Raw genomic sequence first — 21,372 nt, 5'->3', positions numbered from 1 at the left:
CGTGCCGCTGCTTATCGGCCTGTGCCGCGTACACGCGGTAATTCGCGCTCATAACGCATGAATTGCACTACGTGACGTCCAAATATAGAAGCTGAGCATCCGCTCAAATCAGGCTGAGCGTCGCTCAGACAAGAGCGATCGACGTTGAATAGCTCCAGGTCAGGTTTGGTGGAAGAATTTTCGGCACCCGCAGGGGCGACGAACGGCTGTGAAGGGAGGGTCACAACCAGCCGCGTCGCTTGGCCAGCCGCAGCGCCGCGGCGCGGTCACGCACCTTCATCTTCTTGTAGAGGCTACGGAGCCTGCGGAACATCGTGCGCTCCGACACCCCGGCCGAGCGGGCAACATCCGCGACCGTGTCGCCGCGGGCGAGGCGGCGTAACCAGTCCAGCTCTGGCCCGGACGGCTTCGCCGTACCGGATTCCTGGGCGCGCTGACTCGGCGTCGGCCGGGGCCGCCACGTCGGTTTCGCGTCGTCGGGCCGTACCTTGAACGGCAGAAGCCTCCCGAAGCGGTCCCCCCAGCGCGTCATCATCGCTCTCGCCTCCCCCAAGTCGGCAGGCTCGCATCCTTCGACGCTAGAAAGCGATCGTCGTACGGGTCCACGACGCAATCCGTGCGTCCGCCCTCTGCACTCTCCGCACTCACAACCATCCGCGCTCGCGGGCCAGCAGCAGCGCCTCGGTACGGTTGCCCGCCCGCATCCTCGTGTAGAGCTCGCGCAGCAGCCGGAACATCATCCGCTCCGAATACCCCGCGCGATCGGCCACGTCCGCGACGGTCGCCCCGGTGGACAGCTCGCGCAGCCACCCCAGTTCCCGCGGCGAGGGCGGCACCGCCTCCGGTGGCGTCACTGCGCCCGGCGTGGTCAGGCCCCGCAGCACGTCGATGGGCAGCAGGGTGCGCCCGGCGATGACGGCCTCCACCGCCGCCCGCACCGCCGAGGGCTGCACGTCGCGGGGCACCGCGGCGACTGCTCCGGCGGCCAGCGCGCGCACGTGCGTGGTGACGGCGTCGTCGGGCAGCAGCGCGACGACGAGCACGTCGTCATAGGTACGGCACAGCCGCCCCAGCCGCTCCCAGTCGTCGCCGCCCAGCAAGGACAGCACCACGAGGCGCGGGTGATCGCCGTCCATCCAGGCGAAGACGTCATCCGGCGCGTCTCCGCTCAGCCCGGCCTCTCGCAGGATGGTCATGATGCCGTGCCGGTAGACGGGCAGGGGGTCGAAGACGGCTATCCGAACGAACATCGCGGGTAAGTCTGTCAGAGGTCCGTCACAGCCAGCCGCCGGAGCACGCGGTCGCGGCCGCGTACACCGGTCTCGTCCACGCGTCCGGATCTGGAACCAGATGGTCGAACAGGCGCCCCGCTCGCAGGGCGACGACCTGCGTCGGCGCGATCGTCCGGGCCCGGGTGAACGCCTCCTCGGCCTCGCGGAAGCGCTCACGCTTCCCGCCGCAGATACCGAGCCCGCAGCTCGTCAGCCCCAGCAGGTCCTCCGCCTCGAAGCTGCCGGGGTCGCGACGCAGCAGCTCCTCGGCCTGGTCGTGCCCGAGGCGGAACGCGGCCTGCGCGCTCGGGTTCTCGCCCAGGCGCAGCTGGACGATGCCCTGCACCAGGAAGGCGACCCCGGTCCGGTTCGACCGGCTGAGCAGCACGGCGTGGTTGGCGGCCGCCTGGGCGGCCCGGAGGCTGTCGGCGCTCCCGTCCATGCCGAGGTACGCCTGGGCCAGGACGATGGCCGCCTCCCGGCGCAGGGGCACGTTGTTCATCTGCATCCCCAGGTCGAGCACGTGCGTGGCGAGTTCGCGGGCTCTGTCGGGCCGGCCCATGTCGAGGCAGAGCGTGGCACGCTGGCCGATGAAGGCGCCCGTCAGGTGGCGCTGCCCGAGTTCCTCGGCCTCGCGCCGCCCCTGGTCGAGAACCTCTTCGGCGGGTCTCAGCCTGCCGGTCGCGGCCAGAACCGCGGCGTGTGCCAGGTCCAGGACGAGGCTGGAGCCCATCGCGCCGGGTTCGTCGCCGCGGTCGAGGTGTGCCTTGGCGCGCTTGTACTCACGTAGCGCCTCCTTGAACTTCCCGTGCTCGTAGAGGCAGCGCATGAGCCCGCCCCTCGCCTGTCCTGCCAGCAGATGCAGGTCACCTTCTTCGGCCTCGTCGAGCGCATAGGCGTACCACTCTTCTGCCGTGGCACAGTCGCCGCGTTGGAGATGCGCGCCCCCGAGCTGGATGGCAAGGTCGCAGGCACTCAGGTGCAACAGCAGGTCCGGGCGCAGGCAGATCTCGATCGCCTCCTCCAGATCGTCGATCGCCGTGTCCGGGTCGTCCTGGTTGAGGAGCGTCATGGCTCGGGAGGAGAGGTTCTGCACGTCAAGGTAGTCGTCCTCCATCGGCACGCGGGCGCGTAACTGCACCAGCCAGGGGTTCGCTCTCTGCTCGTGGGACCATATGGTGTCCAGCCAGGCCATGACCTCGCCGGCTTTGTCCCGTTCGCCGCCGGCCAGCCGCATCTCCACTTCGGCCAGGCGGCGGATCATGTCTTCCTCGCCGAGCACCTGGGGTGCGGACGCCGCGAAGTAGTCGGCGGCCAGGGCATACAGGGCTCTCCGGGTCAGGGGACGGGGCTCGCGGGTGCGGTCGGCGGCGAAGCCGAGGTCCAGGCCATCCAGCAAGCAGGCCGCGTCGGGTTCGCGGGGAAGGGCGTACCGGTGCCCGTCCTTGCGGATGAGGCGGCGCCGTACCAGCTCGTCGAGGGTGGGCGCGTTGAGCTGGCCGGGGAGGTAGGGGGCGAGCATCGCGTCCACGGCGGCGGGCTCCTCGGGACGGCCGAGCACGGCGAGGGCCTGCAGGACGCGCTGTTCGGTGCGGTCCAGCGCGGCCAGCACCCGCCTCAGCAGCGGTGGCACCAGCGCCGGCCCCGTCAGGCCCTCGCGCTTGAGCTGCAAGACCAGGCCGGTGAGGGTGAGGTCCGGCTCGCCGTGCAGCAGGGTGATCATCAGCTCCAGCACGCGTGGGTGCCCGGCGGTGAGCGTCGTCAGGTCGGCGGCCACGCCGCGGTGCGCGTCCAGGCCGAGCAGGTCATCCGGGACCATCGCGGCCAGAAACGCCCAGTCGGCTCCGTGCTCGAGGCCGTGCTCGAGCGAGAGCCGGGTGACCGGCCGGGGCTCGGCCACCTCGCGCCCGGTAAGCACCATGACGAGCTGAAGATGGCGTACCGCCTGCTGCAGGGCCATGGTCAGCGTGTTGGCGAGCTGCCGGTCGGCGAAGGCGCCTTCGTCGTCGACGAGGTCCTGCACATCGTCGAGCACGAGCAGCACGCGGGTCTCGCCGATCGCCCTGGCCACGTCGCTGACGTTCTGCCCCAGCGGCACCGCGGAGCTCCGGACCGTGGCGTGCACCCGTCTGGCCCGGTCGCGGTCCGGGGTGACCGCCGCGATCGCGCTGAGCACCGTCACCGTGTTGATCGGGTACGGCCCGCGCGCGGGCAGGTAGACGAAGCCGTCGATGGGCAGGACGTCGCGGACCTCGGGGAGCCGGTGGAACAGTCGTGAGATCATTGCGGTCTTGCCGTTGCCGTCGGGGCCGATCAGCGCGATCGCCCCATGCCCGGAGGCCAGGAGGTCGATCAGCGCCTGCGTCTCCTCCAGCCGGTCCAGTGGTTCGTCCAGCGGCAGGGGCTGGCCGTAATACCGTAATCCGCCGGCGTGGCTGCCGGCCGCCGGGCCACGGCCGGTCACCGGTGGCGCATGGGTGGCGGGACGTCCGCGATCAGCCTGGCGAACCTTTTGGGAGTTTATGCGGCTTTTCAGGAGTTGACGTTCCTGCTCGATGCGGTCCCGCGCGCGGCGCTCCGCGTCGGGGAACCGCTCGTCGAGCGTGCGCAGGCGCTGCTCGTATCGGTCGATCAGGCAGGCGGGCGAGCCGATCCAGCGCAGGTGGCCGATCAGCTCCTCCCACTGCTCCGGTCCGGTGAAGTCGTAGCAGCGGCAGCCTGGTGGCACGTCCACCGGATGGACCCGTAACCACACCACCGGCAGGTCGCGGCTTCCAGCCGGATCCGTCACCTGGAGGTCACCGGTGAGCACGACCGCCACGGCGTCGGCCTGCGCCACGTCCTGACCGATCTCCACCGGCAGGCCGGCCAGGCGCTCGGTCAGGGTGTCCGCGAACGCGTCGCCTCCGGGTGCGCGCAGTACGGCCAGCCGTATCGTGTCCATCCGCCCCCCCTCGCCCGGGGAAGTCGGCACCCGCGCGGCCTGTCGCCGGGGTGCGTAGGGGTCGTCCGACGTGGTCAGGACCTGATGCCGTTCGGTGGCCGCTGCCGCCAGGTGAAGGCACCACTCCTTGTCCCGGTCGGGGAAGAATGGGCGGCCGAGGTGCATGAGGGCGGCGGCCGCCAGCGCGAGCATGGACTGGACCCGCCAGTCCTGGCCGTGACCGGAGCGGCGCGCCCACCGCATCGGGCCCTCGTGGATGGCCGCGCTGATCTCGCCGAAGCGCCGCACGATCCCGGTGCTGGTTCCCGCCTGCGGATCGACGATGGCCCCGACAAGGTCGTGGCGGGCCGCCTCGTGGAGGGAATCCTCGGCCAGCAGGTCCATGGCGAGGGCGACCAGCAGGTGCATCGGGTCGCGGGCCAGCGGGGCGTCGGTGTCGAAGCGGTCGAGGTCGATGAGCTTGTAAGCGCCGGGCAGGGGTTCCGGATGCATCCGCAGCATGATGTTACGCCCGCTCAGGTCGCCGTGCGCGCGCCCGGTTGCTATCGACTCCAGACTCAGCCGGGAGTGGGCGGGGTTGTTCAGCAACATGAACGGATTGGGCAGGGTCCTGCCCCAGCCCCGGCGGGTCATGGTCTCCGGGTGGCCGCGGCTGGGCACGCCGGCCAAGTCCGCCCAGCTCCGGATGGGACCGTCCGGGGCCATGCGCTTGCCGAGGATCGCCCACATGAAGTCCTCGACGGTCGCCGTGCGCCACCGCGGCGTCGGCACGCCGTCGCCGGAGTTCCAGTCCTCGACGATCGAGGCGACGATCTCCTCGCAGTACGCCGCCGCCCCCGGGTCTCCGCCGAGGACCGGCACCAGCAAGGGCCGCACGGCTCCGAGGTCGCCGAGGGCGACGTCCTGGAGGATCAGCCGCCAGGTGCCCAGGGTGACGGGCTCGCCGTACGGCTCGGCCAGGTGCGGGAAGGTGCTCGCGGTACGGCCGGCCGCGGCGACCCGGTCCACCTTGAGCTCGAGCGGAGGTTGGTAGAACTTCGCGACCAGGTTGACTGTGCCCCCGTCGCTGGAGCGCTCCACCAGGCCGACCGGGTCGTGCCCGCGCCCGGCCGGGAACCAGCCCCTGAGCGCGAGGTGCTCGATGCCCTCGTGCTCCAGCCAGGCATCGAGGGCAGCTAGGACCGGGGGCGGTAACTCCGCCCATTCGGGGACATCGTTACGCCGTGTCATGGCGGAATCCCGTCGTCGTGGCACTGCTTTACAGAGTCCGCCGGAGAAGGATCAATGTGAAGTATCCCAACACAGCAGGATCCCTTTGGAGAGCATGTGGGCGACGACTCCAGCAGGCAGCAGGCGCAGAAGGACCTGCTCTGGGGGATGTCCACGGATATACGGGCACATGCACGGCACGCCGAGACTTTACGGGCGAACGCCGTCAACATCGTCCTGGTGGTGTCGTCGGCACTGATTGCCGTGATCGCCTCCGATGGCCGGGTCTCGCGCGACGAGCTGCCCGTCAGCCTGTTGCTCGTCTTCGTCGGCGCCATCGGTCTGGCCTTCGCCGCCGCCTACACCGAGCTGTACCAGCGCAACCGGTACCGGGCCGAGCGCCTGCGCGCCGTCCTGGACGAGCGGTACTTCTCGGCCGGCGACCCCGCGATCAAGGAGGTGCTCACCGCCTCGGACCAGCTCCACCAAGACAGCGGGTTCTACCGCTGGACGCGGCGGCTGACCGGCAGCACCCAGCGGTTCTGGCTCGTGGTGCCCTCGCTCGTCGTTGTCACCGGAATCGCGCTCGTGTTCGTGGCCGCCTGAGTGGTCGGCCGCCGCAGTCGCGCGGCGGCACCCCCGGCGCGTAGCGGCGCCACTCGTCGCCGGTGATCACCCTGCCGGCGCGGCGGCAGACCGCGGCCAGTAGGTCGTCCGGGTTCAGCGGGATCCGCAGACGACAGATTCAATGCCGCGTCGCGTTTCAGTGAACTCATTGCAGCCTCAGGTGGCTTGAGCTGTCCGGTGGGTCCGTAGGACGGAGATGGCCTTGATCAGGTGACCCTGTGGGTGCCCGATACTCGGGCGTTGGGGCCGAGCTGGGGTTTGGCGCTACGGGGATCTTGGCGTGCGACTTCCTCCACTGTGGCACTGTGCTGTTCAACACGCCTGTATTGCCTGGTCGCCATGGAAATCAGGACCCGCCGGGTGCACGTCCTCGGCGTCACCGAGCATCCGACCGAGCCCTGGGTTGCGCAGCAGGCCAGGAACCTGATGATCGAGCTGGGGGACAGAGCGGAGGGGTTCAAATTCCTCATCCGCGATCGGGATACGAAGTTCACCACCATGTTCGACGACGTCTTCACGGCCGCGGGCATCCGCATCCTCAAGACGCCAGCTCGGGCTCCGCGGGCCAACGCTTTCGCCGAACGCTGGATCGGCGGCCTGCGCCGAGAACTCCTCGATCGGACCTTCATCGTCAACGCCCTAATTTGACAGATCTCTAAGCAGTCGTGCATGCTGCAGGCAACTTAGACGAACTTCTAAACAGGAGGTGCGCGATGCGCACTCTGTTCCGCCGTGTCCGCCGGGCCCCGGCCCTCTCCTTCAACGAGGCCACCGGTGAGGTCTGCGACACCGCCTGCCGCGCCGACGCCGCCGTGGATCGCCTCCGCACGCAGGTCCTGCTCTTCCGCTAAGCCGTACCGAGACCCAGGAGAAGCCATCATGAGCGCAAGTTGCTGCGGCACCACCGCCTCCCTCGAGCTTGAGCAGAACGTGAACGCCGGCGACAGCGGGCTGCCGGTCGTAGTGATCGGCGCCGGGCCGGTCGGGCTTGCCGCCGCCGCGCATCTGGCCGAGCGCGGACAGGACTTCCTGGTCCTGGAGGCGGGCGAGCAGGTTGCCGCCTCGGTCGCCCGGTGGGGGCATGTGCGGGTCTTCAGCCCGTGGAAGTACAACATCGACGCCGCCGCCCGCCGCCTGCTGGAAGCCGACGGCTGGACGGGGCCGGACCCCGGCCGGCTGCCCACCGGCGGCGAACTGATCGAGGACTACCTGGCCCCGCTGGCCAAGCTCTTCGGCGACAAGGTACGGCTGGGCGCCCGCGTCACAGCGATCAGCCGCCTGGGCTACGACCGGGTGCGCACCAACGGCCGCGAAGACGCGCCGTTCCTCATCCGCCTGGAGAGCGGCGAGGAACTGCAGGCCCGCGCGATCATCGACGCCTCCGGCACCTACCAGAGCCCGAACGTGCTGGGCGCCAGCGGCCTGCCCGCCCACGGCGAAGAGGCTGCCGACGTCGACCACGCCCTGCCCGACGTCCTCGGCGCTGACCGCGGCCGCTACGAGGGCAAGCACACTCTCGTGGTCGGCGCCGGTCACTCGGCCGCCACCACCCTGCTGGCCCTGGCCGAACTGCCGGACGCCACGATCACCTGGGCCATCCGGTCAGGTGGCGCCAGCCGTACCTATGGCGGCGGCGAGGCCGACGCGCTACCGGCTCGTGGTGCTCTCGGCACCCGGCTGCGCGCTCACGTGGATGCCGGCCGCATTCGGTTGCTCACCGGGTTCTTCACCCACCGCGTCAACGCCACCGGGCACGGGGTCGAGGTGGTCAGCCGTGACCCGTCCGGCCGTGAGCAGTCCGTCACGGTCGACCAGATCGTGTCGGCGACCGGCTACCAGCCCGATCACTCCATCGCCTCCGAGCTACGCCTGGACCTGGACCCGATCCTCGGCAGCACCCGCGCGCTGGCTCCGCTGATCGACCCCAACCAGCACTCCTGCGGCACCGTCCCCGCACACGGCGTAGACGAACTGACCCATCCCGAGCCCGGCTACTACGCCGTCGGCGTCAAGAGCTACGGCCGCGCCCCCACCTTCCTCATGGCCACCGGCTACGAGCAGGTCCGCTCCGTCGTCGCAGCCGTGGCCGGGGACTGGGGGAGCGCCCGCGACGTCCAACTCGACCTCCCGGAGACCGGCGTCTGCTCCTCCAACCTCGCCCAAGCCCAGGAACAGCGGGTCGGCCTGACCACCGGCCTCAGCGGCGGCCTGCTGGCCACCCCGCTCCCGCTCGTCACCGTCTCGGCCGCTGACGGCGCCGGCTGCTGCGGCTGATCAAGGAGATCGACGCGTCCGACGGATACCCCACCGCCGCGCAGAAGGAAGCCCTGCGCCTCATCTGCGACCACGACCGGCTGGACACCGAGCGCCTGGTCGAGGCGCGGCGCCCGAGCACCAATCCTGGTTATGGCCGGGCGATCGCCCGCATGGCGGGCACGTTGACCTGGCGCCTGGAAGCGCAGGGCTTCATGGCCCAAGCCGAGGGCACCTGGGCCACCACGGCCAGCGGAAGGGACCTGATCTCCTGTTCGAGCGAGCGCGAATGAGCCATGCCGCCGAGACCGCCACCCCCGATCTGCGGGATGGCGGTCTCTCGCATGGCCGGTGGATCGTCGCCGCCCTGGCCGTCACCCAGACCACCGGCTACGGCGTGCTCTATTACGCCTTCTCGGTCTTCCTCGTGCCCATGGCCCGCGAGTTGCGTGCCTCCCACGCTCAGATCGCCGCCGCGCTCACCCTGTCCGTGCTGATCGCCGCCCTGTGCGCACCGGCCGCGGGCCGGTGGCTGGACGCCCGCGGCGGACGCGGCCTCATGACGGCGGGTTCGATACTCGGCACGGCCGCGGTGCTCGCCTGGTCGCAGGTGAGTACCCTGCCGCAGCTGTACGCGGTCTTCGCCGTCGCCGGCATCGCCAGTTCGATGGTCCTCTACGAGGCTGCCTTCGCGGTCATCACCGCCTGGCATGAGGGCAACGAACGCGGCCGGGTCAGGGCCATTCTGGCGCTCACCATCGTCGCCGGTTTCGCTTCGGCCATCTTCATCCCGCTCACCGGCCTGCTGGTGGCCTCCTACGGCTGGCGCCACGCGCTCGTCGTGCTCGCTCTCATCTACGGCGTGGCGGCCATCCCTCTGCACGCCCTCGTGCTCCGCAGCCGTCCGGCGTCAGCCCGCAGCCGGGAGGCGGTCGAGGAACGCGCCGAGATCGTCCGGTCGGCCGTGCGCCGCCGCCCGTTCTGGCTGCTCGTGGTCGCCTTCACCGCCAACGGCGGCGCGGTGGCCGCGATGTCGGTCCTGATGGTTACCTACCTGATCCACCTCGGCCACAGCCCGGTCCTGGCCGCCACCTTGACCGGCCTGCTGGGCGTGTTGTCGGTGACCGGCCGCCTGATCACGACCGGCCTGCAGGCGCGCCTGCCCGCCGCTCTCATCGCGGCGGTGATCTTCGCTCTGCAGGGCGTGGCGGCAATGCTGCTGCCGTTCCTCGGTCGGTCGTTGCCCGGCGCGATCGGCTGCGTGCTGCTGTTCGGCCTGGGCTTCGGTATCGCCTCCATCACGCTGCCGCACCTGCTCGTCCAGCGGTACGGCACCGCCGCCTACGCCACCCTGTCCGGCCGGATCGCGATCTTCTCGGTCGCCGACAAGGCTCTGGCTCCCCTCGGCGCGTTCGCCCTGGCCCAGGCCGTCGGCTACACCTGGGTGATGGCCGCCATCGCACTGGCGGGTGTGAGCGCCGCCTTGGCGCTGGTCGCCTACCATCGCGTATAATTTCGACAGATTTCAAAGTAAGGAGCGGGTATGACCACGATCCAGTGCTGCGCCCCGATCGCGCGTGAGCCGCTGTCGGAGAGTGACGCCGCGGACCTGGCGGTCATGCTCAAGGCCGTCGCCGACCCCGTCCGCCTGCGCCTGCTGTCGATGATCGGCTCCCACGCGGGCGGCGAAGCCTGCGTGTGCGACCTGACCGGCGCCTTCGACCTGACCGCGCCCACCATCTCCCATCACCTGAAGATCCTGCGTACGGCAGGCCTGATCGACGGCGAACGCCGCGGCACCTGGGTCTACTACCGCATCATCCCCGAAGCCGTGAACACGCTGGGCGCCCTGTTCGCCCCGCTGACCGAGCCTGCCCGAGCCGATGTGGGCCTCGTCCCCGCGTGAGTGACGTCGTCGTCATCGGCGGCGGCCAGGCAGGACTCGCGGCGGGCTACTACCTACGCCGCACAGGAGCCGACTTCATCATCCTCGACGCCCAGCCGCATCCCGGCGGAGCATGGCGGCACGTCTGGCCATCGCTGAGCCTGTTCTCGCCCGCCCAGTACAGTTCGCTGCCCGGCCGCAGAATGCCCATCCCGCCGGACGGCGGCTACCCGAGCGCCGCCGACACCGTCTCCTACCTCACCGATTACGAGCACCGCTACGACCTGCCGGTCCACCGCCCGGTGACCGCGCACGCGGTACGGCCGGCCGGCGAGCGCCTCTTGGCCGAAACCGACCGGGGCACGTGGCGTGCGCGTGTGGTGATCAGCGCCACCGGCACCTGGTGGCGCCCCTTCGTCCCGCACTATCCCGGCATGCGCGATTTCCACGGCCAGCAGCTCCACACCGCCGCCTATCGCGGGCCCGAGCCCTTCGCGGGCAGGCGCGTGGTGATCGTGGGCGGCGCCAACTCCGGCGCCAACCTGGGCGACATCGTCGCGGTGCCATCGGTCCGCAAGGCCCGCGATCGGGGCGTGCTGAAGGCCGAACCCATGTTCACCCACCTCACCCGGACCGGCATCGCCTGGGCGGACGGCACCACACTGGACTGCGACGCGATCATCTGGTGCACCGGCTTCCGCCCCGTCCTCAGCCACCTCGCCCCGCTCAAGCTGCGCGGCCCTGACGGCGTCATCCCCGTCCGCGGCACCCAGGCGATCGGCGAGCCCCGCCTGCACCTGCTCGGTTACGGCGACTGGACTGGCCACGCCTCCGCCACCCTCATCGGCGCCAGCCGTACGGCACGCGACATGGTCGCCGCCATCGCATCTTGATTAGAAGCTCTTCTATATTGATTCCCTTCTAAGTAAGCGGCTAGAATCATCTTTGTTTAGACAGACATCGAATCTAGGAAGGATTCTGTCATGGCGACCGAGACCTCCGGCGGCTTCATCGGCGACCTGCAGGACGCTTTCGCACCTCCTGCGGCGGGCGGTTGCTGCGGCGCGCCCGCCCCGGCATCAGGCGTCGCGGCAGCGCAGACGGCGACCTCCTGTTGTGGCAGCGAGGCCGCCGCGACCGAGGCTGCCGCCGCTGGCTGCTGCGGACAGGCGCCGGCCGCCGGCGCCGCGAGCAACGACGCGGCCGGATGCTGCGGATGACCTCCTCTTCACCCACTCAGGCGCCCGAGCTGGCCACGGTCCTGGAGCCGGTGTCGATCCAGCGGATGACCGCCACCGTGCGCGAGCTCGCCGGCGACCGCTTCACCGGTCGCCGCGTGGGCAGCGCCGGTGGGCGGTCCGCCGCCGACTGGCTCGCCGCCCAGCTACGGGAGCTTGGCGGCCAGGTCGACGTGGTTTCCTTCCCTGTCACCGGCGTGCGCGAGCTGTATGCCACGCCGGTCCTGGAATGGACCATCGCCGGGCAGCCACGGAGGCTGGAGCACCGGCGGGACTTCGTCGAGCACCTGGCCTCCGCCGAGCTACCCCATCCGCTCACCGCACCACTGATCGCTGACGGCGGCGATATCCGCGGCCGATGGATCCTGGCCCAAGAGGGTGACTGGGCCAAAGCCTGCGACGCGGCCGAGCAAGATGGAGCGGCAGGTGTGCTGACCGCCCGCGGCACCGACGCCGAGGGCTGGATGCCCAAGATGATCGCCGGACCCGGCATCCGGGCGGTCCCTGTGGTCGCCCTGCGCACGGAACTTCACCGCGAGCTCTCCGCTGCGCTGGCCCACGGAGACGTGCGGGTGACGGCTTCGATGCCGCTGCGATCGGTCACCGTCGAAGGCCGCAACGTGCACGCCCACCTCACCCATGGCTCCGTGCGGGTGCTGCTGACCGCCCACTACGACGGCGTCGGCGACGACCCGGAACGCCGCCTGCCCGCCGCCGCCGACAACGCCTCCGGCGTGGCCGCGATCCTGGAAGCCGCCCGCGTGCTCGCCGCGCGTGCCGTACCGATCGACCTGGCGGTGGCCTTCCTGGACGCCGAGGAGGCCGGAGCCTGGGGCTCAGCCCACCACGCCCCGACCGTGCCGCCGGACACCATGGTGATCAACCTCGACGGAGCCGCCCAGCTCCACCAGGCCGCCTCCGTGGAAGCGGGCGGCCCCGCCCATGCTCTCCTGGCCACCCTGGACCAAGCCGCCCGCGAAACAGGCGTACCCCTGCGAGCCGGAGCCATGGCCTCCGACAACCGCCGCTACGCCGCGGCGGGACTGGCCGCGATCGGCATCGGAATGGGCATGCCTGGCTACCAGACACCCGCCGAAACCCCGGACCGCGTCGAGCAGGACACGCTTCTGGCCGCCGCCCGGCTGATCATTGCCACGGTGTGGCGGCTGGCTCACGCTAGGCCGTGAGCCACCTGCGGGTCGCGTGCTGAAGTGCGTCCCAGGGGACCGCCGAGAGGCGGGGTGTAGGAAAGGTCCAGGTCGAGGATCTCGCGCACGGTGATGCCATGGTGAATGCCGGCGGCCAGCACGTCGATGCGTTTGGCGATCTCGGCGCCCCGGCTCCCGACCAGCTGTGCGCCCAGCAGCCGTTGTGTGGCCCGGTCGGCGGTGCGTGCCCGGCCTCGGCCGCTTCGCCGTCGCGCAGGCCGGTCGCGGCGGCGACCAGGTCGAAGACCTTGACCACCTGCGTCCCGAGCACCCCGGCGGGTGCCGATCGCCTCCCGCGGTATTCTCCCCGGCCACGCGGCCCTGCTTGTGCACCGTGGTGCCGAGCGGGATGTACGTCCTGCACCGGGCGGCACTGTGGGACGAGGTCAAGGACAAGCTCAAGCAGAACGCCCTGGCCCTGTCCGGCGGACAGCAGCAGCGCCTGTGCATCGCCCGCGCCATCGCCGTCAAACCCGATGTCATCTTGATGGACGAACCGTGCTTGGCGCTGGACCCGATTGCCATCACCAAGATCGAAGACCTGACGCAGGAGCTGTCGCGCGACCACACCATCGTGATCGTCACCCACAACATGCAGCAGGCCGCCCGCGTCTCCGAGCGCACCGCCTTCTTCACCGCCGACGTCGACGATCGGGGAGTACGGCACGGCCGCCTCGTGGAGTTCGATCCACGGCGCGCATCTTCAGCAACCCCTCGGACAAGCGCACCGAGGACTACATCACCGGCCGGTTCGGCTGATCACCGATGGGGCGGCCGAAGGTGAGCGACGCGACGCCGGCGCCGATGCCTGATCAGCCGGCAGAGGACCAGGTGGCACCGGGAGTCGCCGACCCCGAAGCCGATCTGATCGGGCTCGACGGCATCTTCGTCATCAAGGCCAGCGACGGCGCCGACGCGCTGATCCGTGTCGGCTCCACACGCCCCGATCTGCTCCTGGTCAGCGCCCGCCTGCCCGGCATCGATGCCGCCACCGTGATCAGGACGGTCCGGCGGGCCCTGTGCGACCTGCCCATCATCCTCGGCGCGGGTCCCGAGGACGCCGAGATCATGCTGCAAGGGCTGGAAGCCGGGGCCACGGCCTGCGTGGCCAAGCCGTACCGGAGCCAGGAACTGCTCCCGCTGATCCAGGCCACCCACGGCACCGCGCACGGCCCGCTGACGGTCGGCGACATCGAACTCAACAACGTCGCGCACACCGTCCGGGTCCGGGGGGAGGTCGTCCACGTTCCACTGCGCGAGCTCGAGCTCCTGCACTACCTGATGCGCAACGTCGGCCGGGTGGTCACCAAGCAGGAGATCGCCCGCCACGTCTGGAACAGCCGCATCGCGCCACCGCACAACACGATCTCCGTGCACATCAAGCGGCTGCGCACCAGGATCGGCGACGACGACAAGATCCCGGCGATCATCCGCACCGTGAGAGGACTCGGCTATCGGATCGCCGCCCCCGGCAGCGACTGGCGCAGGGGCCCACCGAGATCTCGCCGGACTCTCGTGCTCCGTACACTGATGCCGTGGACCATGACGAGATGCCGTCGATCGCCCAGAAAGTGGTCAACGGAGACGGCGACTGCCACACTCTCGTCGTGGCCGAGCCGCTGTCGCGATCCCAGGCCGAGCATCTCGCCGGCGCTTTGAAAGCGGTCGCCGATCCCACCCGGCTCCAGCTGCTGAGCATGATCATCGGAAGCGCGGCAGGCGAGGCGTGCGTGTGCGATCTGACCGCGCCGCTAGGGCTCACACAGCCGACCGTCAGCCACCACCTCAAGATCCTTGTCGACGTCGGCCTGCTGACCCGCGAACGACGAGGGAAGTGGGCGTGGTACTCACTCGTGCCGGAACGCCTCGACGAGCTACGGGGCCTGCTTCCCTAGCTTTTCACATCGACATCCATAAAAATAGATGCGTGTCTATGCGTGGACAGCGGCTTCCTCTCCTGTCCTCTGACAACAGCTGCCTCGGCCCCGCCCCCGGCCCGCCGATGCCCTCGCATGCCGCTGCGGAGCCGGCCAGGAGACTGAAGGCCGTGGCCGACCCTGTACGTCTGCAGATCCTCAGCCTCGTGCTGGCCCACGCCGACGGCGAGGCGTGCGTCTGCGACATCAGCGCGGCCTTCGACTTCGAGGATGCCCGCAACGAGATAGGGGCGCGGTGGAACCCGCCTTTCGAACGGCTACCGCTGTCCCGCAGCCCGGCCGCAAGAGGCGCCGCCGGGCTGCGATTGTGACCTACAGCGGGCCGCGCCGCCACGGCCCGCGGATGGCGTAGGTGCGCCCGGGCGGGTCCAGTGCGGCGGTGTGGCCGAGGGTGTTGACGAACATGACCGACCCGTCGGGGCTGAAGCAGGCTCCGGCGAACTCGCTGTCGTCGGTGATGTTCACGGCGAACTCGAACGGCTGTCCGCCGCGGGGGTCGAGGCCGATGAGCCGGTTGACGTTGTCCAGTCCCGGGGCCAGCGGGTGTGGGTCGGCGTCGACGGCGGAGGCGTCGTCCTCGCACAAGACGATGCCGCCGCGCGGGGTGAAGGTGAGGTTGTCGGGGGAGTCGAGTTCTTTGCGGCCGGGTGACTCATAGACCAGGACGAGGACGTCGTCGCGGTGGCGGCGGCCGGGGATGAGCTGCCAGATCTGGCCGTAGCCCTCGCGGTAGCCGTCGGCGTTGGGGGCGTCGCCGTTCTTGGCGTCGCCGCCGCTGGTGGAGCTGAAGAAGATGCTGCCGCCGCCGTACCAGCAGCCTTCGAGCCGGTTGAACTTCGCGCCGCCCTTGGCCAGGCCTTGCTGGGTGCAGGTGGGGGTGCCGTTCTCCAGGTTGGGGTCGGGCTGGTTGATGACGACCCAGTCCACCGTCAGGCGGGCGCCCATCGTCTGGCCTTCGCGGCAGTCGTAGTTGTCGGTGCCCCTGACCTTGAGCATTTCCAGTACGCCGCCCTTGGCCAGATGGCGTGGGTCGTTCGGGCGGAAGCGGTAGAAGCCGTCGGGCTTGCCGGAGTCGTCCTCGGTCTCGTAGACGTATCCGGTACGCGGGTCGACCGCGACGGCCTCGTGAGAGAAGCGGCCCATCGCGGTGAGCGGCATCGACGGTGCGGGTTTGCCCGGCCTGGGCCCGTCCAGTGGCACCTCGAAGATGTAGCCGTGCTTGCGCTGCCAGCCCTGGCTGGGCCCGGCGGTGGTCTCTTCGCAGGTCAGCCAGCCGCGGTCGTGGAGCATCTTGCCGCCGGCGCAGTTGACGATGGTGCCGTTGAAGCTGATGAAGTGCTCCAGCACCTCGCCGCTGCGCAGGTCCACTTCCAGGGTGGTGGTGCCGGCCACGCCGAGTTCGTCGTAGCGGCGCGAGCCGGGCACGTGCACCCGGCCGGTCGGTGATCCCGGAGTCGTGCGGACCTCGTGGTTGCGGATCAGCCGGACCGTGTGCCGCCGCTTGCCGGGGAAGGCCGCCATGCCGTCGTGGGCGATGGGAGTCGCGATCCCGTCGGTCATCGGGGTGCCGGTCTGGCCGAGCACGAGGTAGGAGAAGCCTGCGGGCAGGGCCAGCAGTTCCTCCCTGGTCTGAACGCATGATGAACGGGGGTTTTCGACAGCGTAAGCGCCCTGATCATCCCTGAGAGGGCCCATTCGTCAGTCGGTGAGCTCGTGAATCAGCTTCTCGATACGCGTGCGAATCTCATCCCTGATCGGGCGCACGGCCTCGATTCCCTGCCCGGCGGGGTCGTCGAGCTTCCAGTCCTCATACCGCTTGCCGGGAAAGATCGGGCAGGCGTCGCCGCAGCCCATGGTGATCACCACGTCGGAGGCTTGCACCGCGTCCGCGGTGAGCACCTTGGGCTGCTCCTCGGTGATGTCGATGCCTGCCTCGCGCATGGCCTCGACGGCGACCGGGTTGATCTGATCGGCCGGCGCGGACCCTGCGGAGCGCACCTCGATCTGGTCCCCGGCCAGGTGCTTCAGCCATCCGGCGGCCATCTGGGAACGTCCGGCGTTGTGCACGCAGACGAAGAGAACGCTAGGCATCAACAGGCTCCTTGAACATCTTGCGGCCCCAGAGGCTGACGTAGACGAGAGCCACCAGGACGGGCACTTCGATGAGCGGGCCGACCACGCCGGCCAGCGCCTGTCCGGAGGTGACGCCGAAGACGCCGACGGCTACGGCGATGGCCAGCTCGAAGTTGTTGCCGGCGGCGGTGAAGGCGAGGGTCGTGGTCCTGTCGTACGGCAGGCCGATCGCTCGCCCGGCCAGGAACGAGCCGCCCCACATGAGGAAGAAGTAGGCCAGCAGGGGCAGTGCGATGCGGGCCACATCCAGCGGGCGTTCGCTGATGGTGTGGCCCTGGAGGGCGAACAGGATGACGATGGTGAACAGCAGGCCGTACAGCGCGATGGGGCCGATCTTCGGCAGGAACCGCGTCTCGTACCATTCCCGTCCCCTGGCTCGCTCGCCCAGCTTGCGGGACAGGTAGCCAGCGGCCAGCGGGATGCCGAGGAAGATGAGCACGTACTGGGCGATGTCCCAGGCCGAGACGTCCAGGGTCGACTGCGACAGCCCGAGCCATCCGGGCAGCAGTTCCAGGTAGAACCAGCCGAGCAGGCCGAAGGCGATCACCTGGAAGATCGAGTTGAGGGCGACCAGGACGGCGGCGGCTTCACGGTTTCCGCAGGCCAGGTCGTTCCAGATGAGGACCATGGCGATGCAGCGGGCCAGGCCGACGATGATCAGGCCGGTGCGGTACTCGGGCAGGTCCGGCAGCAGCGCCCAGGCCAGGGCGAACATCAGGGCGGGTCCGACGACCCAGTTCAGGACCAGTGAGGAGAGGAGCAGGCGGCGGTCGCCGGTGACGGTGTCGAGGCGGTCGTAGCGGACCTTGGCCAGCACGGGATACATCATCAACAGCAGGCCAAGCGCGATCGGCAGCGAGATCTCCCCGATCTTCACCGCTTCCAGCGCAGTATTCAGCCCGGGTACCCAGCGGCCGAGCAGCAATCCGGCGACCATCGCGGCGCCGATCCACACCGGCAGAAACCTATCCAGCGTGGACAGCCCGGCGATCACGGCCGGATTCTTGGTCGAGACGTGCGTAGAGGACATCGAGCTTCCCTCAGACCGTGGCGGGTGTGTTGAGCAGCGCCGACAGCTCGTTGAGCGTGTCGGGGACGAGGCGGTAGTACACCCAGGAGGCGCGCCGCTCGGAGGTGAGCAGGCCGACGTCCTTGAGCACTTTGAGGTGATGGCTGATGGTCGGCTGGGACAGCTCGAAGGCATCGGTGATGTCGCACACGCACACCTCGCCGCCTTCCCTGCTGGCGACGATCGACAGGATGCGCAGCCGTACCGGATCGCCGAGCGCCTTGAAGACGCGGGCGACACCCGCTGCCTGCTCAGCGTCCAGCGGCTCGCGCGCCAGCGGCGGGCTGCACTCCAGGAGCTGCAGCAGCTCCATAAATCCTCCTCCATAGACATCGGTCTCTATCTATATTGACATATGTCTATGAGAGAGGGACCTCCAGCTTCGTCAGCAGGGTGCGGACCCGGCGCTCGATCTCATCGCGGATCGGGCGCACGTCCTCGGCCGCGAGCCCGGCCGGGTCGTCGAGCTCCCAGTCCAGGTAGCGCTTGCCGGGGTAGACGGGGCAGGCGTCGCCGCAACCCATGGTCACCACCACGTCGGCGGCGCGGACGATCTCCTCCGTCCACGGCTTCGGGAACTCCTTGGAGATGTCGATGCCGCGCTCGGCCATGCTCGCGACCGCGGCCGGGTTGATCTCGGTGGCGAATTCGGAGCCGCCCGACCAGGCGACCGCGTGCTCACCGGCCAGTTCCCGGAAGAACCCGAGGGCCATCTGCGAGCGCCCGGCGTTGTGCACGCACAGGAACAGCACGATCGGGCGGTCGTCGCCATGGCCTTCGACGCGGGCCAGGGCGTGCAGGCGCTGGCGGGCGAACCGCTCCGCGAGCAGCGGCAGGAAGGTGACGATGGCCGCCTTGTCGGCGAACTGGTCGTAGCTGGTGTGCAGGAACCGCTCGATCGTCTCGGTGCCGAAGGTGCCGGTGAACTCGTCACCCAGCCTGCGCGCGGCCGTGGTCAGCGCGAGGTGCTGGTCGATGGTGAGGTCGTCGCGCCTGTAGGTGTCGGGCATCGGTTCGCTCCATGAGGTATCGACGGACCTCGATATTGACATCCATCGATGTATGGGTGAGCGAACGGCAGGTGAACTCCCGGTGCCGTCTCAGCTTCGCCGCTCGACCAGCAGCACGTCCCGCCACGTGCCGTGATGGCGAGCGATGCGCTCCCGGGTGCCCACTACGCGGAAGCCGAGGGCCTGGTGGAGTGAGAGGCTGGCCGCGTTCTCGGGAAAGATGCCCGACTGGATGGTCCACACACCGGCGTCCTCGGCTGCGGCGATGAACGCGGTCAGAAGAGCGCGGCCGATGCCGTGGGCCTGGCAGCCCGGGTGCACGTAGACGCTGTGCTCGACGACACCCGCATACACGGGCCTCGTGGAAACCGGGGAGGCGGCGATCCAGCCGACCACCTCGCCGGTCTCGGTGTCGGCGGCGACATAACGCAGGCGCTGCAGCCTGCTCGCGGTGAACCCCTCCCAGCTGGGGGCCAGGGTCTCGAAGCTCGCCTGACCGGTGTCCAGCCCGGCCTGGTAGATGGCCAGCACCTGGACGGCGTCGCTCTCCCGCATCGGGCGGATCTCCAGGCCGGGAGTGACGGCAGGTTTGATCGCCTGGACGATGGCCGAGTGCACGCCGTCCCCGTGATCGGCGGTGAGGGTGATGGTCAGGCCGACGAATCCGGAACGGGCGAGTACGTCGCGATAGCCGGTGACGCTGAGAGCGCCGGCCGCACAGCCGATACGCTGCTCGGCCGCGGCACGCCTTGCGGCGTCAACGTCCTCATCGGTCACGATGTCGCTGATCCCCATCCGCCCGCCTGGCCGCAACACCCGGAAGACCTCGGCCAAGACCGCGCCCTTGTCGTCGGACAGGTTGATCACGCAGTTGGAGATGACGACGTCCAGGGCATGGTCGGGCAGGGGGATGGCTTCGATGGTGCCGAGCAGGAATTCGGCGTTGGGTGTGCCGGCGGCGTTCTGGCGGGCCAGCCGGATCATGTCCGGACTGGCGTCCAGTCCATACGCCTTGCCGTACGGGCCGACTCTGCGCGCCGACAGCAGCACGTCGATGCCGCCGCCCGAGCCCAGGTCCAAGACCGTCTCGCCGGCGCGCAGCTCGGCGACGGCGACCGGGTTGCCGCAGCCCAGGCTCGCGCGCAGTGCGCCGTCAGGCAGGCCGGAGATGTCGTCGTAGGCTGCGGTCCCGAAGCGGCCCCTATCGAACTCATCGGCGCCGCAGTCGATGGCCTTCTCGCCGGACATGGCGGCGCGGGCCAGGCCGGAGTAGCGGTCAACGATCTCGTCATGTGCCATCGCGGGCTCCTCAATCACAGACGGGCGGGTTGGGTACCGGATTGCCCATCACCACGTCGGCCGCGGTGGGGAAGCAGCTCACGCAGTTGTCGTTGATCCGGTACAGGCTGGAGGTGCCCTGGCGCTCGACGAGGACGAAGCGGACGTCGGCGAGGATCTTCAGATGGTGGGAGACCGTGGACTGGCCCACCCCGGACCTCTCGACGATCTCGCCCACCGTCATCGGCTTTCGGTGTCTGGCCAGCAGGGACACGATCTGGATGCGAGTCGCGTCCGCGAGGGCCTTGAACCAGCTCGCGTACTCCTCGGCTTCGGCTCGCGCCAGTGGCTCGGCGTTCTCATTCATCGTCAATCGACGATAGTCGATTCATGAAGATCGCGCCAGCCTAGGCACCGAAACGGAGCCCACTCAGGGCGGGGGACAAGCTGCGAGACCGCCCTGGCGGCCCAACCCCGTTCGCTGGTTGCCTGGTGTGGCCAGTTCTCGGATGGAGGCGCTCGACGTTCCGCGGTATGGCCGGTAGGGCGTTGGGGGAGCCGCTACCATCCGCTGGGTGACTGGGGACGCGGCAGGGGAGTTCAGCGTGGCTGGCGGGGTGCAAGAGGTCGAGGTCAAGTACCAGGTGGACAGCCTGGCCGACCTTGAGCACGCGCTCGCCGCCCGAGGGGCAGTCTTGTCGCCACCTGTCAAGCAGGACGATCAAGCGTTTGCACAGGATGGCTGGACGTACGGGCAGAGCAAGATCGGCGTGACGTTTGCTCGTCTGCGCACCGAGGATGAACGGCACCTGTTCACGGTGAAGACGCCGATCGACAACGCGATGGCCTGCCTGGAGCACGAGACAGAGGTGGCCGACCGCACTCAGATGCACCAGGCCATCATCATGATGGGCTTCTATCCCACCGTGCGGATCGTGAAGCGGCGCCGGACCGCCATCTTGGACGGGGTGGCATTGTGCGTGGACGAGGTCGAGCACGCGGGCTTGTTCGTGGAGTTCGAGCGGCTCGTGGCCGACGGCGCTTCCGGTACGGCGGCGCAGCGCGAACTCGACCAGCTTGCCCGCTCCCTAGGGGTGCAACTGCGCCAAGTCAGCGACACCTACGACTCCCTGGTTCGGGCGGCGCCGGCGAGCACATAGACCCGTTTGCGAGTTCCCGCGCTTAAGGGTCTGCAGATTATTAACACGCGGGTTTGATCTTGTCTGCGGCTTTGGCATCTTCGGCGAGGACGCGTGCGTGCAGAAGGCGTAAGGCGCCGGGTGGGGTGCGCGCGGGAGCGATGTGGGTGC

General features: G+C 69.5%; 23 protein-coding genes and 1 pseudogene. 14 read left to right on the top strand and 10 right to left on the bottom strand.

The genetic code is table 11. From position 1 onward, the window contains the following. Window positions 1-220 precede the first annotated feature (220 nt). From FVE25_RS50255 to FVE25_RS50245, 3 genes are all read right to left on the bottom strand, one after another. Window positions 221-535 (bottom strand): response regulator transcription factor, encoded by a 315-nt coding sequence (locus FVE25_RS50255; protein WP_157254510.1) that lies wholly within the window; start codon window positions 533-535, stop codon window positions 221-223. Between the two features lie 109 nt (window positions 536-644). Next, window positions 645-1,250, bottom strand: coding sequence for a helix-turn-helix transcriptional regulator (locus FVE25_RS50250; protein WP_157254509.1), 606 nt, complete (start codon window positions 1,248-1,250; stop codon window positions 645-647). A gap of 25 nt (window positions 1,251-1,275) precedes the next feature. Next, window positions 1,276-5,445, bottom strand: a complete 4,170-nt coding sequence (locus FVE25_RS50245; RefSeq protein WP_157254508.1) for an AAA family ATPase — start codon at window positions 5,443-5,445, stop codon at window positions 1,276-1,278. A gap of 96 nt (window positions 5,446-5,541) precedes the next feature. On the opposite strand from FVE25_RS50245, the gene FVE25_RS50240 reads away from it, so the two are divergent. From FVE25_RS50240 to FVE25_RS56000, 13 genes and pseudogenes are all read left to right on the top strand, one after another. Continuing rightward, window positions 5,542-6,030 carry a hypothetical protein gene (locus tag FVE25_RS50240; protein ID WP_157254507.1) on the top strand — a complete coding sequence of 163 codons (489 nt, stop codon included), beginning with the start codon at window positions 5,542-5,544 and terminating at the stop codon, window positions 6,028-6,030. A gap of 360 nt (window positions 6,031-6,390) precedes the next feature. After that, window positions 6,391-6,699: a hypothetical protein gene (locus FVE25_RS50235; RefSeq protein ID WP_157254506.1), complete on the top strand. Its 309-nt coding sequence runs from the start codon at window positions 6,391-6,393 to the stop codon at window positions 6,697-6,699. A gap of 65 nt (window positions 6,700-6,764) precedes the next feature. After that, window positions 6,765-6,902: a hypothetical protein gene (locus FVE25_RS54170; protein ID WP_181019431.1), complete on the top strand. Its 138-nt coding sequence runs from the start codon at window positions 6,765-6,767 to the stop codon at window positions 6,900-6,902. 28 nt (window positions 6,903-6,930) lie between these two features. Further along, window positions 6,931-8,325, top strand: coding sequence for an FAD-dependent oxidoreductase (locus FVE25_RS50230; protein WP_181019970.1), 1,395 nt, complete (start codon window positions 6,931-6,933; stop codon window positions 8,323-8,325). Window positions 8,326-8,593: 268 nt separating this feature from the next. Then, complete coding sequence (locus FVE25_RS50225) at window positions 8,594-9,817, top strand: MFS transporter (protein WP_157254505.1); 1,224 nt, start codon at window positions 8,594-8,596, stop codon at window positions 9,815-9,817. A gap of 30 nt (window positions 9,818-9,847) precedes the next feature. Then, the gene (locus FVE25_RS50220; RefSeq protein ID WP_157254504.1) at window positions 9,848-10,210 is read left to right on the top strand and encodes an ArsR/SmtB family transcription factor; all 363 of its coding nucleotides are present in this window, start codon (window positions 9,848-9,850) and stop codon (window positions 10,208-10,210) included. After that, complete coding sequence (locus FVE25_RS50215; RefSeq protein ID WP_157254503.1) at window positions 10,207-11,082, top strand: FAD-dependent oxidoreductase; 876 nt, start codon at window positions 10,207-10,209, stop codon at window positions 11,080-11,082. Before FVE25_RS50220 ends, FVE25_RS50215 begins: the two co-directional genes overlap by 4 nt. 90 nt (window positions 11,083-11,172) lie before the next feature. Continuing rightward, window positions 11,173-11,409, top strand: a complete 237-nt coding sequence (locus FVE25_RS50210) for a hypothetical protein (protein ID WP_157254502.1) — start codon at window positions 11,173-11,175, stop codon at window positions 11,407-11,409. Next, window positions 11,406-12,614 (top strand): M28 family metallopeptidase, encoded by a 1,209-nt coding sequence (locus tag FVE25_RS50205; RefSeq protein ID WP_246268730.1) that lies wholly within the window; start codon window positions 11,406-11,408, stop codon window positions 12,612-12,614. The genes FVE25_RS50210 and FVE25_RS50205 overlap by 4 nt, the downstream gene beginning before the upstream one ends. Window positions 12,615-12,993: 379 nt before the next feature. Next, window positions 12,994-13,394, top strand: a pseudogene (locus FVE25_RS50200) (phosphate ABC transporter ATP-binding protein); the annotation flags it as partial. A gap of 45 nt (window positions 13,395-13,439) precedes the next feature. Next, window positions 13,440-14,294, top strand: a complete 855-nt coding sequence (locus FVE25_RS50195) for a response regulator transcription factor (protein WP_181019969.1) — start codon at window positions 13,440-13,442, stop codon at window positions 14,292-14,294. After that, window positions 14,243-14,530 carry an ArsR/SmtB family transcription factor gene (locus FVE25_RS50190; protein ID WP_246268728.1) on the top strand — a complete coding sequence of 96 codons (288 nt, stop codon included), beginning with the start codon at window positions 14,243-14,245 and terminating at the stop codon, window positions 14,528-14,530. The genes FVE25_RS50195 and FVE25_RS50190 overlap by 52 nt, the downstream gene beginning before the upstream one ends. A gap of 152 nt (window positions 14,531-14,682) precedes the next feature. Beyond that, window positions 14,683-14,883 carry an ArsR family transcriptional regulator gene (locus FVE25_RS56000; protein ID WP_246268726.1) on the top strand — a complete coding sequence of 67 codons (201 nt, stop codon included), beginning with the start codon at window positions 14,683-14,685 and terminating at the stop codon, window positions 14,881-14,883. Between the two features lies 1 nt (window position 14,884). Here FVE25_RS56000 and FVE25_RS50180 read toward each other — a convergent pair whose 3' ends face one another. From FVE25_RS50180 to FVE25_RS50150, 7 genes are all read right to left on the bottom strand, one after another. After that, window positions 14,885-16,267: an alkaline phosphatase PhoX gene (locus FVE25_RS50180; RefSeq protein ID WP_157254499.1), complete on the bottom strand. Its 1,383-nt coding sequence runs from the start codon at window positions 16,265-16,267 to the stop codon at window positions 14,885-14,887. Between the two features lie 3 nt (window positions 16,268-16,270). Continuing rightward, on the bottom strand, window positions 16,271-16,663 hold the full coding sequence (locus tag FVE25_RS50175; RefSeq protein WP_157254498.1) for an arsenate reductase ArsC: 393 nt from the start codon (window positions 16,661-16,663) through the stop codon (window positions 16,271-16,273). After that, window positions 16,656-17,735: an ACR3 family arsenite efflux transporter gene (arsB, locus tag FVE25_RS50170; protein WP_157254497.1), complete on the bottom strand. Its 1,080-nt coding sequence runs from the start codon at window positions 17,733-17,735 to the stop codon at window positions 16,656-16,658. Before arsB ends, FVE25_RS50175 begins: the two co-directional genes overlap by 8 nt. Before the next feature lie 10 nt (window positions 17,736-17,745). After that, complete coding sequence (locus tag FVE25_RS50165) at window positions 17,746-18,087, bottom strand: ArsR/SmtB family transcription factor (RefSeq protein WP_157254496.1); 342 nt, start codon at window positions 18,085-18,087, stop codon at window positions 17,746-17,748. Window positions 18,088-18,133: 46 nt separating this feature from the next. Then, window positions 18,134-18,784, bottom strand: coding sequence for an arsenate reductase/protein-tyrosine-phosphatase family protein (locus FVE25_RS55995; RefSeq protein ID WP_157254495.1), 651 nt, complete (start codon window positions 18,782-18,784; stop codon window positions 18,134-18,136). A 90-nt stretch (window positions 18,785-18,874) separates the two neighbouring features. After that, window positions 18,875-20,083 (bottom strand): GNAT family N-acetyltransferase, encoded by a 1,209-nt coding sequence (locus FVE25_RS50155; RefSeq protein ID WP_157254494.1) that lies wholly within the window; start codon window positions 20,081-20,083, stop codon window positions 18,875-18,877. 10 nt (window positions 20,084-20,093) lie between these two features. Beyond that, window positions 20,094-20,429, bottom strand: a complete 336-nt coding sequence (locus FVE25_RS50150; protein WP_157254493.1) for an ArsR/SmtB family transcription factor — start codon at window positions 20,427-20,429, stop codon at window positions 20,094-20,096. 208 nt (window positions 20,430-20,637) lie between these two features. Here FVE25_RS50150 and FVE25_RS50145 point away from each other — a divergent pair, with 208 nt between their 5' ends. Next, a complete protein-coding gene (locus FVE25_RS50145; RefSeq protein ID WP_246268724.1) occupies window positions 20,638-21,222 on the top strand; it encodes a class IV adenylate cyclase in 585 nt (194 codons plus the stop codon). The last annotated feature ends 150 nt before the right edge of the window (window positions 21,223-21,372 follow it).

Origin of the sequence: Nonomuraea typhae, from assembly GCF_009760925.1 — a bacterium.
In the GTDB taxonomy this organism is placed as follows: Bacteria; Actinomycetota; Actinomycetes; order Streptosporangiales; family Streptosporangiaceae; genus Nonomuraea; species Nonomuraea typhae.
The sequence above is the reverse complement of the archived record's forward strand: the minus strand, read 5'-3'. Positions and strand labels throughout refer to the sequence as shown.

What these genes read in the sequence shown, in the direction of transcription:
- FVE25_RS50220 (WP_157254504.1), top strand. Translation starts at nt 9,848, where the DNA reads ATGACCACGATCCAGTGCTGCGCCCCGATCGCGCGTGAGCCGCTGTCG.
- FVE25_RS50235 (WP_157254506.1), top strand. Translation starts at nt 6,391, where the DNA reads ATGGAAATCAGGACCCGCCGGGTGCACGTCCTCGGCGTCACCGAGCAT.
- arsB (WP_157254497.1), bottom strand. Translation starts at nt 17,735, where the DNA reads ATGTCCTCTACGCACGTCTCGACCAAGAATCCGGCCGTGATCGCCGGG.
- FVE25_RS50175 (WP_157254498.1), bottom strand. Translation starts at nt 16,663, where the DNA reads ATGCCTAGCGTTCTCTTCGTCTGCGTGCACAACGCCGGACGTTCCCAG.
- FVE25_RS50165 (WP_157254496.1), bottom strand. Translation starts at nt 18,087, where the DNA reads ATGGAGCTGCTGCAGCTCCTGGAGTGCAGCCCGCCGCTGGCGCGCGAG.
- FVE25_RS50255 (WP_157254510.1), bottom strand. Translation starts at nt 535, where the DNA reads ATGATGACGCGCTGGGGGGACCGCTTCGGGAGGCTTCTGCCGTTCAAG.
- FVE25_RS50150 (WP_157254493.1), bottom strand. Translation starts at nt 20,429, where the DNA reads ATGAATGAGAACGCCGAGCCACTGGCGCGAGCCGAAGCCGAGGAGTAC.
- FVE25_RS50180 (WP_157254499.1), bottom strand. Translation starts at nt 16,267, where the DNA reads ATGGGCCCTCTCAGGGATGATCAGGGCGCTTACGCTGTCGAAAACCCC.
- FVE25_RS50155 (WP_157254494.1), bottom strand. Translation starts at nt 20,083, where the DNA reads ATGGCACATGACGAGATCGTTGACCGCTACTCCGGCCTGGCCCGCGCC.
- FVE25_RS50205 (WP_246268730.1), top strand. Translation starts at nt 11,406, where the DNA reads ATGACCTCCTCTTCACCCACTCAGGCGCCCGAGCTGGCCACGGTCCTG.
- FVE25_RS50195 (WP_181019969.1), top strand. Translation starts at nt 13,440, where the DNA reads ATGCCTGATCAGCCGGCAGAGGACCAGGTGGCACCGGGAGTCGCCGAC.
- FVE25_RS50230 (WP_181019970.1), top strand. Translation starts at nt 6,931, where the DNA reads ATGAGCGCAAGTTGCTGCGGCACCACCGCCTCCCTCGAGCTTGAGCAG.
- FVE25_RS55995 (WP_157254495.1), bottom strand. Translation starts at nt 18,784, where the DNA reads ATGCCCGACACCTACAGGCGCGACGACCTCACCATCGACCAGCACCTC.
- FVE25_RS50210 (WP_157254502.1), top strand. Translation starts at nt 11,173, where the DNA reads ATGGCGACCGAGACCTCCGGCGGCTTCATCGGCGACCTGCAGGACGCT.
- FVE25_RS50225 (WP_157254505.1), top strand. Translation starts at nt 8,594, where the DNA reads ATGAGCCATGCCGCCGAGACCGCCACCCCCGATCTGCGGGATGGCGGT.
- FVE25_RS50245 (WP_157254508.1), bottom strand. Translation starts at nt 5,445, where the DNA reads ATGACACGGCGTAACGATGTCCCCGAATGGGCGGAGTTACCGCCCCCG.
- FVE25_RS54170 (WP_181019431.1), top strand. Translation starts at nt 6,765, where the DNA reads ATGCGCACTCTGTTCCGCCGTGTCCGCCGGGCCCCGGCCCTCTCCTTC.
- FVE25_RS50250 (WP_157254509.1), bottom strand. Translation starts at nt 1,250, where the DNA reads ATGTTCGTTCGGATAGCCGTCTTCGACCCCCTGCCCGTCTACCGGCAC.